Source organism: Geomonas sp. (genome assembly GCF_035254065.1).
Classification (GTDB): domain Bacteria; phylum Desulfobacterota; class Desulfuromonadia; order Geobacterales; family Geobacteraceae; genus Geomonas.
The window spans coordinates 1-15,140 of the sequence record NZ_DATFBA010000257.1 but is presented as its reverse complement, the minus strand read 5'-3'; the positions used below and the strand labels follow the sequence as shown (position 1 = coordinate 15,140).

12 protein-coding genes are annotated in these 15,140 nt (G+C 61.2%); 2 read left to right on the top strand and 10 right to left on the bottom strand.

The annotated features are described in order from the left end of the window. Positions 1-99 precede the first annotated feature (99 nt). The 9 genes from VJ604_RS11920 to VJ604_RS11880 all read right to left on the bottom strand — a co-directional run bounded on the left by VJ604_RS11920 (position 100) and on the right by VJ604_RS11880 (position 10,700). Complete coding sequence (locus VJ604_RS11920) at positions 100-942, bottom strand: ACP S-malonyltransferase (protein WP_324082751.1); 843 nt, start codon at positions 940-942, stop codon at positions 100-102. A gap of 196 nt (positions 943-1,138) precedes the next feature. Next, positions 1,139-2,431 (bottom strand): B12-binding domain-containing radical SAM protein, encoded by a 1,293-nt coding sequence (locus tag VJ604_RS11915; protein WP_324082749.1) that lies wholly within the window; start codon positions 2,429-2,431, stop codon positions 1,139-1,141. Continuing rightward, positions 2,428-2,685, bottom strand: a complete 258-nt coding sequence (locus tag VJ604_RS11910; RefSeq protein WP_324082747.1) for a phosphopantetheine-binding protein — start codon at positions 2,683-2,685, stop codon at positions 2,428-2,430. Before VJ604_RS11910 ends, VJ604_RS11915 begins: the two co-directional genes overlap by 4 nt. Next, positions 2,682-3,590 carry a lysophospholipid acyltransferase family protein gene (locus tag VJ604_RS11905; RefSeq protein WP_324082745.1) on the bottom strand — a complete coding sequence of 303 codons (909 nt, stop codon included), beginning with the start codon at positions 3,588-3,590 and terminating at the stop codon, positions 2,682-2,684. The genes VJ604_RS11910 and VJ604_RS11905 overlap by 4 nt, the downstream gene beginning before the upstream one ends. Positions 3,591-3,594: 4 nt before the next feature. Then, positions 3,595-4,968, bottom strand: a complete 1,374-nt coding sequence (locus VJ604_RS11900) for a radical SAM protein (RefSeq protein ID WP_324082743.1) — start codon at positions 4,966-4,968, stop codon at positions 3,595-3,597. A 190-nt stretch (positions 4,969-5,158) separates the two neighbouring features. After that, a complete protein-coding gene (locus VJ604_RS11895; protein WP_324082740.1) occupies positions 5,159-5,821 on the bottom strand; it encodes a glycosyltransferase family 2 protein in 663 nt (220 codons plus the stop codon). After that, on the bottom strand, positions 5,806-6,633 hold the full coding sequence (locus tag VJ604_RS11890; protein ID WP_324082739.1) for a polysaccharide deacetylase family protein: 828 nt from the start codon (positions 6,631-6,633) through the stop codon (positions 5,806-5,808). The genes VJ604_RS11895 and VJ604_RS11890 overlap by 16 nt, the downstream gene beginning before the upstream one ends. 172 nt (positions 6,634-6,805) lie before the next feature. After that, positions 6,806-8,053 (bottom strand): spinster family MFS transporter, encoded by a 1,248-nt coding sequence (locus tag VJ604_RS11885; RefSeq protein WP_324082736.1) that lies wholly within the window; start codon positions 8,051-8,053, stop codon positions 6,806-6,808. Positions 8,054-8,219: 166 nt separating this feature from the next. Then, entirely contained in the window at positions 8,220-10,700 is a 2,481-nt protein-coding gene (locus tag VJ604_RS11880; RefSeq protein ID WP_324082734.1) for an AMP-binding protein, read from the bottom strand. A gap of 225 nt (positions 10,701-10,925) precedes the next feature. Between VJ604_RS11880 and VJ604_RS11875 the strand changes: the two genes are divergently transcribed. Together VJ604_RS11875 and VJ604_RS11870 are read left to right on the top strand one after the other, a co-directional pair. Beyond that, entirely contained in the window at positions 10,926-12,530 is a 1,605-nt protein-coding gene (locus VJ604_RS11875; protein WP_324082733.1) for a DUF3943 domain-containing protein, read from the top strand. A 322-nt stretch (positions 12,531-12,852) separates the two neighbouring features. Beyond that, positions 12,853-13,857: a sodium:calcium antiporter gene (locus tag VJ604_RS11870; protein ID WP_324082731.1), complete on the top strand. Its 1,005-nt coding sequence runs from the start codon at positions 12,853-12,855 to the stop codon at positions 13,855-13,857. Positions 13,858-14,157: 300 nt separating this feature from the next. Here VJ604_RS11870 and VJ604_RS11865 read toward each other — a convergent pair whose 3' ends face one another. Next, the gene (locus VJ604_RS11865; protein ID WP_324082729.1) at positions 14,158-14,658 is read right to left on the bottom strand and encodes a Ros/MucR family transcriptional regulator; all 501 of its coding nucleotides are present in this window, start codon (positions 14,656-14,658) and stop codon (positions 14,158-14,160) included. Positions 14,659-15,140: the final 482 nt, after the last annotated feature.

Below are 15,140 nucleotides of genomic sequence, written 5' to 3'. Positions count from 1 at the left end.
TCCATCCAGGCCACGTAATGGCCGTGCCAGGCGATCCGGTAGAGGTCGACCTCCTGGAACCGGATGCGGATGGGTGTTACGTGATATTTGGCAACAGGCTTAGGCTGCAATTTCACCCTCGATCCAGCGGTTGTACTTGGTAAGCGCCTGCGAGCCGCCCACCTCCAGGAACCGGCTGGCCCCCGCCCGGCGCAGTGCCCGGTAGGTCTTTTCCCAGTAGACCGGCCGGCTCAGCTCGCGCAGGAGGAAGACGGGGATCCCGGCGGAGTCGAGAGAGCGCTGGTCCAGATGGTCGAGCAGAGGGCAGATCGGGTCAAGGTACAGGTAATCGGCAAAGATTTCCAGCAGTTCCTGCTCAAGCGGCGCCATCAGCGGCGTATGGAGGGGGGCGTCGCAGTCGAAGGCGCGCACGGAGAAGGCGCCGCGGGCGGTCGCTTCGGCAAGCGCTGCGTCGATGTTTTCCTTGAGACCGCAGAGGAGGAAATGGCGGGAGGTGTTGTGGTTGGCCAGGTGGACGGAGTTGTTGCGGGCGACCTCTGCCAGAGGCTCCTCGGTCAGGCCGATCACGCACCCAAGCGCATACTGCCGTTCCCTGCCCATGGCGGCCATGGCGACCCCGGCCCGCCAGGTGAGCTCGATGGCGACCGCTTCCGGCACCGATCCGCAAGCCACCAGCGAGGGGTAGATCCCCATGCTGTGCTGAGTGACCAACTGGGGGCGGATACCCTCGCGGCGCAGGCGACGCAACTGGTGCAGGCTCTGGGCTACCCCGTAGACCTGGAGCTTGACGTTCCCGGCCCCCTCCCCTTCCAGCCAGTCGAAGCTCTCCAGATCGAGGCGCGTTATCGAGCGCACCAGCTCCCGTAGCTCGACGAAATCGGCGTCATCGGGAAGCGCGGCGTCACGCGAAAGCGGCTGTCCGGGGAACATGAAACAGTTCATAACACTCCAAAACATCAAAAACTGGTAAAAAACAAAGCTTAGACACAGAGGACACAGAGGTTTGAGATCTGAGGACACAGAGGAAGACTAAACTTTTCTTGTTAGAACAAAGACCTTAAGCATAAAGCTTGAAGACTTTCCTCTGTGTCCTCCGTGCCCCCCTGTGTCCTCTGTGGTCATGCTTCAAAGGTTTCAGCTACCCTCTACTGTATTTGGCAGTCCTCTTGATGGCGCTCCTGAACCCGAAGTTCATAGGCGCGAAGACCTGCAGCGACCGGTGCAGCCGGAAGATGCGCCGGTACATGGAGGAGAACGAGTAGAACGAGCTGTTCAGCCAGTCGTGCCCTGCCTGCAGCTCCTCCGCGGTCATGCCGCGCGGCACGAAGTTCACGTGCCCCATGTCGTAATCGCGCCAGTCGTTGGAGGTGATCCTCCCCTCCTGTTCCAGCCTCTCGCGCACCTTGGTGCCCGGATAGGGGGTGAGGATCGGGAAGATGGCCGCCTCCAGCCGGGCATCCTCGCAAAAGCGCAGGATCGGCTCGAAAATGGCGGGGGTGTCCCCGTCGCAGCCGAGCACGAAGGAGCCGAGGATGCCGATGCCGTGATCGCGGAAGGCCTTGGCCTGATCGAGGTACCCCGCCGCCTGGTTGGTCTTCTTCCCCATTGCGGCCAGCGTCTGCTGGTTGAGCGATTCGAAACCGACGAACATGCCGACGCAGCCCGATTCGCCGGCGGCCTGCATCAACTCGGGGTCGAGCGCGAAGTCGATGGGAGCGTGCGACAGCCAGCGAAGCCCCATCCCTTTCATGCCGCGGAAAAGCTCAAGCGAGTAGCGACGGTTGGCGACCAGGTTGTCGTCGACGAAGAAGACGAAGGAGCCGCTTTTCCTGAGCAGCTCCAGTTCCCCGAGCACCATATACAGCGGCTTCTCCCGGTACTTCCTGCCGAAGAAGGCCGTCACCGAGCAAAACTCGCAGTCCCAGGGACAGCCGCGGGTGGTCTGGATGGTGTTGGTGAGGAGATACCCCTTGCCGGAAAAGATCTCCCGCCGGGCGACCGGGATTTGCTCCATGGTGAGGAGTTGGTCGTGACGGTAGATCCCCTTCAGCTTCCCCTGTTCCGCATCGGAGAGCACGGTCGGCCAGACCAGGTCCCCCTCACCCTGAACCACGGCGTCCACATGGGAAAGCGCTTCCTCGGGAAGCGTGCTGGCGTGGTAGCCACCCATCACCACCTTCACGCCGCGGGCGCGGAAGGCGGCGGCGATCTCGTAGGCGCGGGGGGCCTGGGGAGTCATGGCGGTGATGGCGACCAGGTCGACGCAGGCGTTGAGGTCGAGCGGACGCATGTTCTCGTCTGCCAGCTCCACCTCCCAGTTTTCGGGGGTGGCGGCGGCCAGGGTGGCCAGCGAGAGGGACGGGAACTTGAAACCGAGCTCCCCCCACAGCCTTCCCTTCGGCCAGCCGGGGGAAACGAGCAGCAGTCTCATGCGGTGTGCTGTGCGATGTAATCCGCCATGGTGCGGACCGACTGGAACACCTTGGTTCCCACGGTGGCGTCCGGGACCACCACGCCGAAGGCGTTCTCCATGCCGACCACCAGCTGCAGGGCGTCGATGGAGTCAAGACCCAGCCCCTCGCCGAAGAGCGGTGCGTCGGTCTCGATGTCGGCGGGGGACATCCCCTCGATGCGGAGGCTGTCGATGATCAACTGCTTTACCTGATCTATCAATTCATCACTCATTTCATAGCTCCTTTTGCTACCTTGATGTCCCGATCTCCCCAGTAATCGAAGAAGTTGTACCACTGATCGGGGTAGGTCCTGATGTAGCGCTCGAAGACCTTGACCAGCTCGCGGGTTTTCTCGCGGATCACCCGTTCCCGGTCGCTTCGCTCGGCGGTGAAGTAGAGCGGCTCTTCCATGATGGCGGCGTAGCGCTCTCCCTCCAGCGGCACGAAGACCGGGATGACCGGGGCGCCGGTGGCCGCGGCCAGGTAGGCGGCCCCGAGCGGGATGGGGGTGGGCCTGCCGAAAAAGTCGAACTCTGCGGTGTGGGAGGAACCGTCCCGGTCGCCCAGGATGGCGAGCACCTCGTTGCGGTTGAGCGCGTTGACCGCCTCCACGATGGCGAGCGAAGAGGTGGCGTCCCGGTCGACGTAGATGAAGTTGATGCCCCGCTCGCGCCGGATCAGCTCGCGCTGGGCGTTCACCTTCTCGTCGGGCTCCCGGAAGGTCAGCACGTTCATCGGGTATCCCTTGTCGGCCAGCCCCAGCCCCCCCAGTTCCCAGTTGCCGAGGTGGATGGAGATCAGGATGGCGCCGCGGCCGGCGGCCAAGGCGTCGTCCAGCGGCTTCTCCGTGGTCCAGCGGCCAATCAGCCCGAGCAGGCGTGTCCCCCTGAGCCTCATCATCAGCATCTGGTCACACCAGTTGCGGCTGAACTTGTAGAAGGTGCTGAAGACCAGCAGTTCCACCTGCGACTTCCCGGTCACCGCCTGCAGGTTTTTCCGCACCGCTCGGCGCTGGTTGCCCAGCACCAGGTAGAAGAGCCCTCCCCAGAACAGGGCGCAGGGGCCGTGCAGGAAACGGGGGACCAGGATGGTCAGCAGGTTTATGAAGAAGAGACTTATGCTGTTGTAGAGCGCCAAGCTCTCACCTTCCGTCGCCGCCGGCTTTCAACTGGGGGGCGGCGAACTCACGCTCCCAGGCGGGATCGGCGATCTCCGCGTAACGGCTCGCGTAGTCGTCCATCTCGCCGGCAAGCACGGTGAACATGTCGGAGGCACCCTCGTGGGTCGGGTAGGCATCCGGCGAGTCGAACATCTCCCGGCCCACCTCGGGATGGTCGATCAGCATGCAGGGCCTGAGCAGGTTGTCGTGCTCCCCCTGTTTCTCCCTGATCCTGGTGAAGAGCGGCGAACGGAGCGCCTCCTTGAGGCTGGTGCGGCGGATGTTGTCGGCGGCGATGTGGCAGAATACGCAGGGCTCGATGTCCCCGTTGGCGTTCACGTGGAAGTACTTGCGCCCGCCCGCCAGGCAGCCGCTGATGATGGGGCCGTCGTTCCAGAAGTCGACGAAGAGCATCGGCTTGGTGGCGCGGTAGAAGGCGGTGGTGTGACGCAGGAAGTCTCGCTGCTCCGGGGTCGGCATCAGGGCGACCTCGGGGTTTCTCCCCACCGGCAGGTAGGAGAAGAGCCACATGGCGAAGCACCCCTTCTCCGCCAGCATGTCGATGAACTTCTCGTCGGTGATGATGCCGGTGTTCTTGCTGGTCTGGGTGAACGAGCTGCAGAAGGAGAGCCCGGCCTCCCTGAGGAGGTCCATGGCGTGCATCACCTTGGCGAAGTGGCCGGCACCGCGCCGCTCGTCGGTCTCCTGCCGGTAACCCTCCAGCGAGAAGGCCGGCATCACGTTCCCCACCTCGATCAGCTGCTCCACCATCCGCTCGTCGATCAGGCCTCCGTGGGTGAAGACCAGGAAGGCCATGTCGGAATGCTTGCGGAAGATCTCGAAGATGTCCTGCTTGAAGAAGGGCTCGCCCCCGGAGATGACGGCGAAGTAGACCCCCATCTCCTTCATCTGCATGAGCACCGAGTCGATCTCCTCCAGGGAGAGCTCCAGGCTCTTCTGGTAGTCGCCGGCGTAGCAGCCGTAGCAGTTGAGGTTGCACTTCATGGTGGGGCTGATCACCACGGTGGAAGGGGGGTAGTATCCCTCCTTCTCCTGCCAGAGCTTCCGCTGGTTGGTGCCGGAAAGGAGGTGGTTCACCAGCAGGTTGGTGATCCACTTGTCGCGCTGGTTGGGGTGCAGGTCGCGCAGGATGCGGCGGGGGAACTCGATGGAGGGGTGGTTGTCCCGGACCAGGCCGCGGATCCAACGGATGCGGTCCTTGTAGTACTCCTTCTTGGGAAGGAGCTCCATGAGATGGGTCATGCGCGCCAGGTTGTCGTTGGACGAGTTGGTGGCGAGCGACAGGAGCATGGAGATGATCTTTTCCTGAGAGTATTTTTTCAAGGTAGCCAGCATAAGATCACCTTCCCCCTACTGTCATAAAAACTAATCGGTGCTGCGATGCAGATGTCATTTGTGTCATAACGGCAAAAACAAGTGATTTGTGTCAGTTGAAGCAGGGACGGCGGAACCGGCCAATTATACGGAAGAAGGTGGGCGGCGTAAATAGTTTCGGTGGCCGCCACCGGTGAAGCGCCATCATCTGTTACATGTAGCGGAGAAAGGTCATGCAGATGTCCCAGGTATCCCGGACCGGCCGGTAATGGCTGGTGGAGCGGCCGTCGGCCACCCGGGCGGCGATGGGGAGCGAGCCGACCACGAAGCCTCCCCGCCAGGCCTTGAGCAGGACCTCCATCTCCAGGTTGTAGCCGTCCGCCTCCAGCTTCAGGCGCCTGAGCACCGTCGCCGAGTAGTAGCGAAAACCCGACTGGCTGTCGCTGATCTCGAACCCGGTGCGCTTTTTCATGCACCACACGCCGAAGCGGTTCCAGGAACTGCGCAGGCTGGCCATCTCCTGGAACTGCGAATAGCGGGAGGCGATCAGGATATCGAAGCCGCCGGTGCGGGCAGCCTCGGTCAGCCGGTGGACGGCCTCCACCTCGTGCTGGCCGTCGGCGTCAAGCGTCACCACGCCGTGGAAGCCGTTGGCGAGCGCCCACTGGAAACCGGCCCTGAGAGCAGCCCCCTTGCCGCGATTGGTCCCCAAAGCGATCAGGGAGAGGGGAAGCTCACGCACCTTCTCGGCGGTCTCATCCTGGGAGCCGTCGTTCACAATCAGCACGGGGAGGCCGGTGGAAAGTGCCTCGCTTGCCACCTGGAAGATGGTTTTCTCGGCGTTATACGCCGGTATTACTATGCAGGTTGCCACGCGGCAGCTAGCTCCTTAAGGGTTGTGAATTGGTAACGCTTCAACAGTTCCCTAAGCCGCACGGAGGCATCGGTCCTGGGACCGTAGCTTACAAAAGACTGAAAGCGCGAAAGTGGCAGCCTGGGCCCGAAGGGGTCCAGCTCCCGGGGGTGCAGGTACAACACGGCCGGCAGTCCCTGCCCGTTCAACCCTTCGATGGTCCGCCTGATCATGGAGCGGGGCCAAAAGCGGAACCCCCAGCCGCCGCCGGTCGGCAGGTTGCCGATGATGGAGCGGGAAACCATGGGGGGTATCTCCAGCAGTCCTCCCCGCGTAGTCTCGACCCGGAAGGGCCCGCGCGGGCCACGGGGGTCTCCCACCACGGGAAGGGGGTTCCAACTGGAGTCGTAGCAGTACCCCTGCTCCTTGAGGATGTCCATCGCCCACGCGGTGCTAGGACCGAGCGACCACTGGGGGGCCCGGAAACCGGCCGGCGCTTCCCCGCACTGATCGGCCAGGATATCCGCGGTTTTCTTCAGCTCATCGCGAAAGCGCTGCGGCCCGAGCTGCGTCACCAGGGTGTGGGAGTAGCCATGCGAGGCTATCTCGTGGCCGGCCGCGGCGATCATAGGCACCAGGGTGGGATCCTCAGCGGCGACGGAGCCCAGCACGAAGAAGGTCGCTTTGACGCGGCAGTCGGCCAAAAGGGCAAGGATGGCCTCGGTGTTGGGACGAACCCTCCTCTGGTCGGGGGCAACGGCCGGGCTCGGGATGGCGCAATAGCCGTGATACCAGTCCTCGAGATCAACCGTCAAGGCATTGCAAACCGGCACGTAAACCTCGCATTCATTAGCCGATTTTATACATCATTTCCAGCAAGCTGTCAATTTCTTAGGAATATTCTAATCTGCACGATCCAATGAAAATTGCAGGGTGACCTGCTCATGTGGAAATGCGGCATCATAGCAGCTAATGCGTCGGGAGGGAAATTTTTTTGCGTTTTCTTTACGCTTTTTCGGCCAGTCTCATGTCCCTTTCGATGTAGCGTCCGCAGACGAAACAGAAGATCCCCGCGAGCGCCATCATGGCCGGGGTGACCAGCAGGGCGTCGCGCAACCCCCAGTGGTCGGAGAGCCAGCCGAGTATGGAGGGGGAGATGGCGTCGCCCAGCGCGTGGATGAAGAAGATGTTGACGGCGAAGGCCATGGCGCGGATGGCGGGAGGGGTGACGTTGACGAGCACCGTGTTGAGCGGGCCGGTGTTGAGGAAGAGGAAAAACTCCGCCACGAAGATCGCCGTCATGCAGGCGGTCAGGTCATGGGCGAGGATGGCCCAGGCGGCAAAGGGGGTGCCGATCAGGAAGCCCCAGCCGGAGACCAGCAGGTATCCCTTGCTGCTCTTTTTCTGCCAGCGGTCGCCGAGCCAGCCGCCGACCAGGGTACCGAGGATACCGGCCACCACGGTGGCCGCGCCGAACATGGTGTTCCCCTTCTCCACGTCCAGTCCGTGGACGCGGTTCAGGAAGGAGGGGATCCACTGGGCGAGGCCACCGATGGCGAAGGTCATGGTGGCCATGGCGATGGTGTTCCAGACGAAGGAGCGGTTCTTGGCCAGGGTGCCGTAATGGGCCGAGGGTTTCACCTCTTCCTCAGGCGCGGCAGCGGGCGCGCTCTCCCCTCCGCGGGGCGGCGTACGCAGGAGCCAGATGGGGACCGCCAACAGCAACCCGGGTAGGCCCACCATCAGGAAGGCGGCGTGCCAGCCGAAGCGATGCCCCAGCACACCGCCCAGCAGGTACCCCAGCGCGCTGCCGACCGGGATGGCGAGGTAGAACCAGGAGAGGACCCGCCCGCGCTGTTCCTTGGGAAAGAAGTCGGAGAGGAGGCCGGGCGAGACCGTGCCGAAGCTCGCCTCCCCTACCCCCACCGTGGCGCGGGCGGCGAGCAGGGTCCGGTAGCCGGGTGCGAAGCCTGCCAGGGCGGTGGCGAGGCTCCAGACTACCAGGCCGCTGGAGGCTAGCTTCACGCGGCTCCAGTGGTCCCCCAGCCAGCCAAAAAGCGGCGCGATCATCAGGTAGCTCAGCATGAAGGCGCTCCCCAGAAAGCCCAGGGCGGTATCCGAGATGGCCAGGTCGATCTTGATCAGGGGGAAGACGGCAAAGAGCACCTGCCGGTCGATGTAGTTGAGCAGGTTCACCGCGAGCAAGAGGGAGAGCGCGTAGCGGCGGTAGGACAGGGAGATTTCGTTGGTCATCAATTGTTTCCTCGATCCTACGTTAATACGCCAAAAGCCGTTCGCCCTGAGCCTGTCGAAGGGTGTGGAACTCAGACGGCTGATTTAAGTTGCAAACTGTTGGTGCAGATGCTTCGACAAGCTCAGCACGAACGGCGCAACCAAAGGGATTGGCCAAAAGGAAGACCTACAGCTTCTCCACCGCCACCCGGGTTTTTTCCACGATGACGGGGGGCTCCTCGAAGGTGAAGTGAAGGGGCTCGCCGAAGGTCACCTTGACCTTGCCCCGCTTGGGGAAGCTCGCCTCGGCCGGCAGCACGTTCTCGGTCCCCTCGATCCTGATGGGAACCACCGGGATCCCCAACTCCTTCACGATGATGCCCAGCCCCGCCTGGAACTCGTGCATCTTGCCGTCCCGGGAATGGGCACCTTCGGGGAAGATGAGGGTGTTCAACCCGGCATCGGTCAGCTTCCCCATGAAGCGCATGGCGCCGCTGAAGCCGCTTTGCTGCGGAAGGGGGAACAGGTTCAAAAGGAGGGTCCCCAACTGGTAGCAGAGAAGCCGCCAGAGCCGGTTCAACCCGTGGTAATCACCGAAGAAGAACTCCTCCCAGGCGGCAGTGGCGGTCAGGTAGCGGAGATCCTTGGGCATCGCCAGCATCACGGACGGCATGTCGAAGTAGCTCAGGTGGTTGGCGACGAAGACGACCGGTCCTTTCACCTTTTCCAGCCGCTCCACCCCCACCGTCTCCAGTTCCACGAACAGCCGATAGACTGGATTGAGCAGCAGTGCGTCGCCCAGCATCCGCAGGGCCCTGACCGGCGCGGAGTTGGTCCAGAATCGGAAATGGTCGCGGTGATGCACCTTCTCGCGCTTGGCGATGATCGCTCTCAGCTCGGAGACCTTGGTCTGCGGCCCGATCTGGGAGTCCTCGATATCCATCCGGAACTCCTGCTCGAGGAAGTTGACCAGCTCCAGCCGACCGATGGAGGTGAGCCCCAGGTCGGTCACCAGCACGGATTCATCCTTGATTTCGGAGGCGGCGCTACCGGTGACCTTGGCAAGCAGGTTGACCAGCATGTCGTTGGAGGCGCCCCCTTCCCCTTCTGCGCTCCCCTTCTTGACCTGCTCCTTGACCTGGAACTTCTTGATCTTCAAGGTGGTCGTCTTGGGGAATTCGGGTTCCTGCCAGACGGTGAAACCGGTGATCTGGTGCATGGCGTCCAGGCTCTGGTTGGCCCGCCCCACGATCTCCTCAGGCTTGGCGCCGCTCCCATCCAGAAGCAGCACCGCGTGCACCTCCTCACCGCCTCCCCTATCGACACCGACCACGCAAGATTCCTTCACGCCCGAAATCTTGTTAAGAACCGACTCAAGCTCGTCCGGGTAGACGTTCACCCCCGCGCCGGTGACGATCAGCTCTTTTTCACGTCCCTTGATGTACACCCAGCCATCGGAGGCAATCTCGGCGATGTCACCGGTCCGGAACCACCCATCTTCAGTGAAGGCGTCACGGGTCGCCTTTTCGTTCTGGTAGTAGCCGGGGAAGATGTTGTCGCCGCGGGTCAGCAGTTCCTTCTCCTTCCCCTCGATCTTCAGCTGCACGCCGGGAAGCGCCGGTCCCACCGCGCCGGCCACCTGTTTCTCGATGGTGTTCGCGCAGAGAACCGGTGAACACTCGGTAAGACCGTACCCTTCCAAAACGGTGAATCCCAAGTTGTTCCAGAAGTTGAAGACCTCCGGGTCGAGGGCGGCGCCGCCGGAGACGAAGACGGTGAAGTTGCGGCCGAACTTGGCGTGCACCGGGAAGAAGAGCAGGCGGCGGGCCCGCTTCGGGAGCCGCGAGGCTGGTTTGCTGAGCGCCCGGAAGACGCCGCCCAAATGCTTCTCAGCCAATTCCCGCTCGATAGAACTCTTTAGGAGCTGCTGGAGCCTCGGAACGGACATGATGACGTAGATGTCTTCCTCGCCCAACGCCTCCATGATGGCCGAAGGCTTCAGCGTGCGCAGGTACACCACGGCGGCCCCGCGGTAAAGGGGGGTGAAAAATCCTCCCATCTGCTCGAACATGTGCGAAAGCGGTAACAGCGAGAGGAAGGAGAACTCGGAGGTGATGATGGGAACGTGCCGGTTGATCTGCAGCATGTTGGCCACCAGGTTCTTGTGGGTCAGCATGACCCCTTTAGGGTTGCCGGTGGTGCCGGAGGTGTAGATCAGCTGGGCCAGATCGTCAGGCTCCGCCTTGGCGACCTCCCCTGCCGGCTCAACCCCCTCCAGCAGGTAGGGCAGATCCTCGAGCAAAAGAGACGAGTAGGAGGATATCCGGTCCACCTTGAAACGGCTCTGCAGAAGCACCTTCGCTTCGGTGAGCTTGGCTATGGTCTCGGCCCTGGCCCGGTCGGACATGAAATCGACCGGGACGGCGATGGCGCCCAGCGTGATGACACCCCAGTAGGCGACGCCCCACCAGGAGGAATTGGGCCCCCAGATCAGCACCCGGTCCCCCCGGGTAACGCCTCTCTGGGCAAGCAGGCTCGCCATCTTCAAGGAGAGCTGAGAAAGCTCATGATAGGAGACAGACAAACGCCTGACACCGGTACGGTTGACGAAGACAGTCCTTTCGCCGCGTTCCTCAAAGGTGTTGAAAAGATCTATCAGTGTCTGCATGAGTACTCCGTCACGACGATGCACAGGCTCACAAACGACCGCAGCAGGATGGTATCTGGCACCGATCAGCGAAATATAACTACAGTGTACCGAAATAGTCCAATGATTTCGACAATAGATAAAGCCAGCACCATGACCTCAGAGTTGCAAACCAATGTACCGGTGCTAATGTTTGTGACTTAAAGCCGTCACCTGTGAGGAAAACAGCCGACCAGGGGAGAACCGATGCCGAAACCCGCTCTGCTCAAGCAGGTCTTTACACTGTTGACGCTGGCCACGCCAATCATCATGCTCACCGGATTTACCGGGGTGCAACCGATAGCGGAAACGACTCCGCAGATCACCGTACACGCGGCGCCAGCGGTGCTCCCCCCTTCACCGGTGCCACCACCCGCCGGCGAGACCATCTACCAATGGCGCCGTCCTCAGCTCACAGAAAACGGACGAACTGCCCGGGCGGAACCGGAGACGACTCCGATCCCGGCCGCCAAAAGAAAGGATCGCGTGCTGAACTGGGATACCGGGGAAGGTAAAAGCTACCTGATCCCGGCGCTGGAAGTGGCAGGCTTCCTGATCGGGCTGAACATCTTCGACCGCATCTTCCTGGACGACGACCGCCAGGGCGAGGGAGGCAGACGCACCTATTACTCGACCACCCCCACCATCTGGCATCACCTCAGGGACCAGAATTGGGAATACGACACCGACCCCTTCAACGTGAACCAGTTTGCCCATCCCTACCAGGGGGCCACCATGTACGGCCTGGCCCGCTCCTGCGGCCTCGGCTTCTGGCAGTCCTGGGCTTACTCCCATGTCGGCAGTTTCGCGTGGAAGATGGCCGGGGAGACCGACCCACCTTCCATCAACGACATGATCACCACCGGCAACTCCGGCAGCCTCCTGGGAGAGGCGCTCTTCCGCATGTCGCAACTGGTGCTGAAGGAGCAGCATGGTGAACCGGACGCCTGGCACGAGTTGGCCGCAGCCTTCGTCTCCCCTCCCACCGGCTTCAACCGCCTGGTCTTCGGCGACCGCTTCAAGTCCCCTTTCCCGAGTCACGACCCGGCGACCTTCTGGCGCTTCCGAACGGGCTTCACCTTCGACCAGCAGGACGATTTCACCACCGACTTCCAGATGTCCTACGGTCTCCCCGGAAAAGACGGCTACAGCTACCGGAGGCCCCTCGATTATTTCGACTTCCAGATCAGCGGCCTGGCCAGGGCAAGCAACCCGGTCGGCAACGTGCTGCTGCGCGGGCTGCTTTTTGGCAAGGAGTACGAGGCCGGCAAAAACTATCGCGGCATCTGGGGGCTCTACGGAAGCTACGACTACATCTCCCCCACCATCTTCCGGGTATCGACAACCGCCGTGTCACTTGGCACCACGGCGCAGTACTGGATCTCGCGCGACCTCGCCTTGCAGGGGACTGTGCTGGGCGGTGTCGGATTTGGTGCGGCGGGCGAGGCTCCCAACGCCGCCGGGCAAAGGGATTACCACTACGGTGTCACGCCTCAGGGGATGCTGGCGCTGCGACTGGTGTACGGCACCCGCCTGGCCTTTGAGTCCGTGTTGCGCGGCTACTACGTGAGCGGGACCGGTGCCGACAACCTGGAAGGGAGCGAGGCGGTGTTACGCTCCAACACCAACCTGATCTACCGCATCTACGGCCGCCACGGCATCAGCCTGCAGTTCATCGAGGCCGTGAGAGACGCCGATTACGGCAGGTTCAGATCGATACACCAGACTGACGGCACGGTCGGCATCTTCTACACCTTCCTGGGCGATACCCACCTGGGCGCCGTGGAGTGGCGCAACCAGCAACCTGATTAACAAGGTGTTCCCCGCTCCACGTCTTCCTTTTCCTTGCCAGTAGCCGTCAAATGAGTTAGTCTCAACCGCCCGGTGGCGTCACACCGACCTCTATTCCACTCTTGTGAGGCACTGCGCCGAGTCAGGCTGCGCACTGCCCTTTTTTTTGTAATCGCTGGGCTTTTACTGCCGCTACCGCCAAGGGGCCCGTCTCCAGATCACCAGCGGTCACCTCTCCCCCGAAGAGAGGTTTAGGCCTCCCTCACCCCTGCCCTCTCCCGTGGGGAGAGGGAAAGTTGGTGGAGGCGGCAGTGGCAGGGCTTGGATAGAAAGGATTTTTGGAATGAATAACGTCTTGATGCTGGTAGTGGCGCTGATCATCATCCTGGTCGGCGCGACCGTTTTCACCAACGGGCTGGAATGGTTCGGCAAGAAGATGAATCTGTCGGACGGAGCGGTGGGCAGCATCTTCGCGGCCATCGGAACCGCGCTTCCGGAGACCCTGGTCCCCATCATCGCCATCATGTTCGGGTCCAAAGAGGCCGGCCACAGCATCGGCGTTGGAGCCATCATCGGCGCCCCCTTCATGCTGGGAACCCTGGCCCTCTTCATCAGCGGCGTGGCCGTGCTGGTCAACAAGACAAAACGTCCCGACTTCCCGAAGATGCGGGTCGACACGGTGGTGATGCGCCGCGACCTGGAATACTTCCTCGTCCTCTACGCGATCGCCGTGCTCTGCACCTTCCTCAACCACCCGGTACTCAAGATCTTTATCGCCATGAGCCTCTTCGTGAGTTACGGCGCGTACGCGCTGAAGACCTTGAGCAGCGGGAATAACGGACCCGTGGAAGAGGCCGCTCTGGATCCCTGCTATTTCGCCCCCTCGTCCCACGATCCGCACTTCGGCCTGATTCTCTTCCAGGTGTTGAGCTCGCTGTTCCTGATCGTCTGGGGGGCCTACATCTTCGTGGAGAAAGTGCAGATCATCTCCCTGCAAATGGGAATCTCCCCTTTCATCCTCTCCATGATCATCGCCCCGATCGCCACCGAACTCCCTGAGAAGTTCAACAGCGTCATCTGGATCAACAAGGGTAAGGACACCCTTGCCATCGGCAACATCACGGGCGCCATGGTCTTCCAGAGCTCGGTGATCACCGCCATCGGCATCATGATGACCAGTTGGCAACTCTCCCGTTCCGCCTTGGTGACGGTGGTGCTGACCTTCGCCTCGGTTGCACTCGTGTACGCCCAGATCCGCCTTAAACGTACCTTGACACCCTCCACCCTCCTGGCAGGCGGCCTCTTCTATACTGTGTTCCTGGTGCTGATCTTTACGGGGAACATCTAGGAGAGACAAGTTGCAAGTTGATTCTGTCGGTTGCCGTTCATGCTGAGCCTGTCGAAGCACACCCCTGCCCGACTCTCACAAGCCACCCTTCGACAGGCTCAGGGCGAACGGTGTTTAGAGCTTGAAGAGGCAGGGTTACGATAGGAGCAAGATCCCCGTCCTACAGACAGTCCCGCCTCCGTCCCCTCCCCTTCAAGGGGAGGGACAGGGTGAGGATGGGGCTAGATACAGTGCCATCGCATAAAAAAAGGCCGTCCCCCACACAGAGGGACGGCCTTTTTCATCATAGCACCGAAGGAGTCAGACGGCAGCTTTCGGCTTGGGGCCACGCTTGCCTGCCGGCTTGGCCGGCTTGGCGGGAGCGGTCTTCTTCGCCTTGATGTTAGCCATCCGGACTTCCCTGGCCTTGGCCAGATTGTCGGCAAGCCCCCTCTCCTGGGCCATCTTCCTTCTCGATTCCGAGTAGTTCTTGGCGGAGAGCGCCTGTTTGCTGGGAATGCCGAACTGCTTCTTGTATTCACCGGGCTTCATCCCGTGGGCGGTGCTGAGGTGGCGCGCCAAGGTCTTGAATCCACCTTTGCCGCAGACCATGCAGGCGATCTCACCTCTTTTAAAGGCCTCCTTCACGGTCAGAGCGGTTTTGGGCGCCTCTTCCACACCCTCGATTGCTTGACCAGCTTCCAGGTTTTTCAGGGCGTTGTGTACTTTGTTGATCTCAAATATGAGCTGGTCTGAGGTCATCGGGGTACTAGACGCATGAGACGCTACGATCTGAGCCGCGATTTCTACCAGAGTTGCCATCGATGATTCCTCCATTCAATGTTAAGAGTTAGCCATTATTGACGCAATTCCAATTCCATGTCAAATAATTTTAGTGTACTAGCTAATAAAGTACAACTAATTGCTTCAAAAAATTCAGTTATGCCTGCCGTCACGGCAATCATGACCTCTTTTACACCTTCTGCAGCACGCCTCTGATTGCTCTCTGATTGCTCCTTGGCGGCGTCTGAGCTGCGTTCTAACCAGCAGCATGAGTGGACAAAGCACGCAATGAAAAGTGATGCCAAATGGCCTGGCGCAATGCCACTTCTTCCTTAACGTAAATACAGTACCTTCCTGCCTGGTCTTAATTCATGCTGGCGCTAATTGAACATTTCACTATTACACGAAGGACACTGCAGGAAAATCCTGCCAGCCGACAAAAATCGTCAAGTTTACCGTTGACAGTTCCCGAGCTATTCAGTATTACTAGACCAACATAACGAAGCCACAGCTTCGCCACA

Excerpts from the sequence above, each read along its gene's own strand:
- VJ604_RS11920 (WP_324082751.1), bottom strand. The coding sequence starts at position 942 with ATGAACTGTTTCATGTTCCCCGGACAGCCGCTTTCGCGTGACGCCGCG.
- VJ604_RS11915 (WP_324082749.1), bottom strand. The coding sequence starts at position 2,431 with ATGAGACTGCTGCTCGTTTCCCCCGGCTGGCCGAAGGGAAGGCTGTGG.
- VJ604_RS11910 (WP_324082747.1), bottom strand. The coding sequence starts at position 2,685 with ATGAGTGATGAATTGATAGATCAGGTAAAGCAGTTGATCATCGACAGC.
- VJ604_RS11900 (WP_324082743.1), bottom strand. The coding sequence starts at position 4,968 with ATGCTGGCTACCTTGAAAAAATACTCTCAGGAAAAGATCATCTCCATG.
- VJ604_RS11885 (WP_324082736.1), bottom strand. The coding sequence starts at position 8,053 with ATGACCAACGAAATCTCCCTGTCCTACCGCCGCTACGCGCTCTCCCTC.
- VJ604_RS11880 (WP_324082734.1), bottom strand. The coding sequence starts at position 10,700 with ATGCAGACACTGATAGATCTTTTCAACACCTTTGAGGAACGCGGCGAA.
- VJ604_RS11875 (WP_324082733.1), top strand. The coding sequence starts at position 10,926 with ATGCCGAAACCCGCTCTGCTCAAGCAGGTCTTTACACTGTTGACGCTG.
- VJ604_RS11870 (WP_324082731.1), top strand. The coding sequence starts at position 12,853 with ATGAATAACGTCTTGATGCTGGTAGTGGCGCTGATCATCATCCTGGTC.
- VJ604_RS11865 (WP_324082729.1), bottom strand. The coding sequence starts at position 14,658 with ATGGCAACTCTGGTAGAAATCGCGGCTCAGATCGTAGCGTCTCATGCG.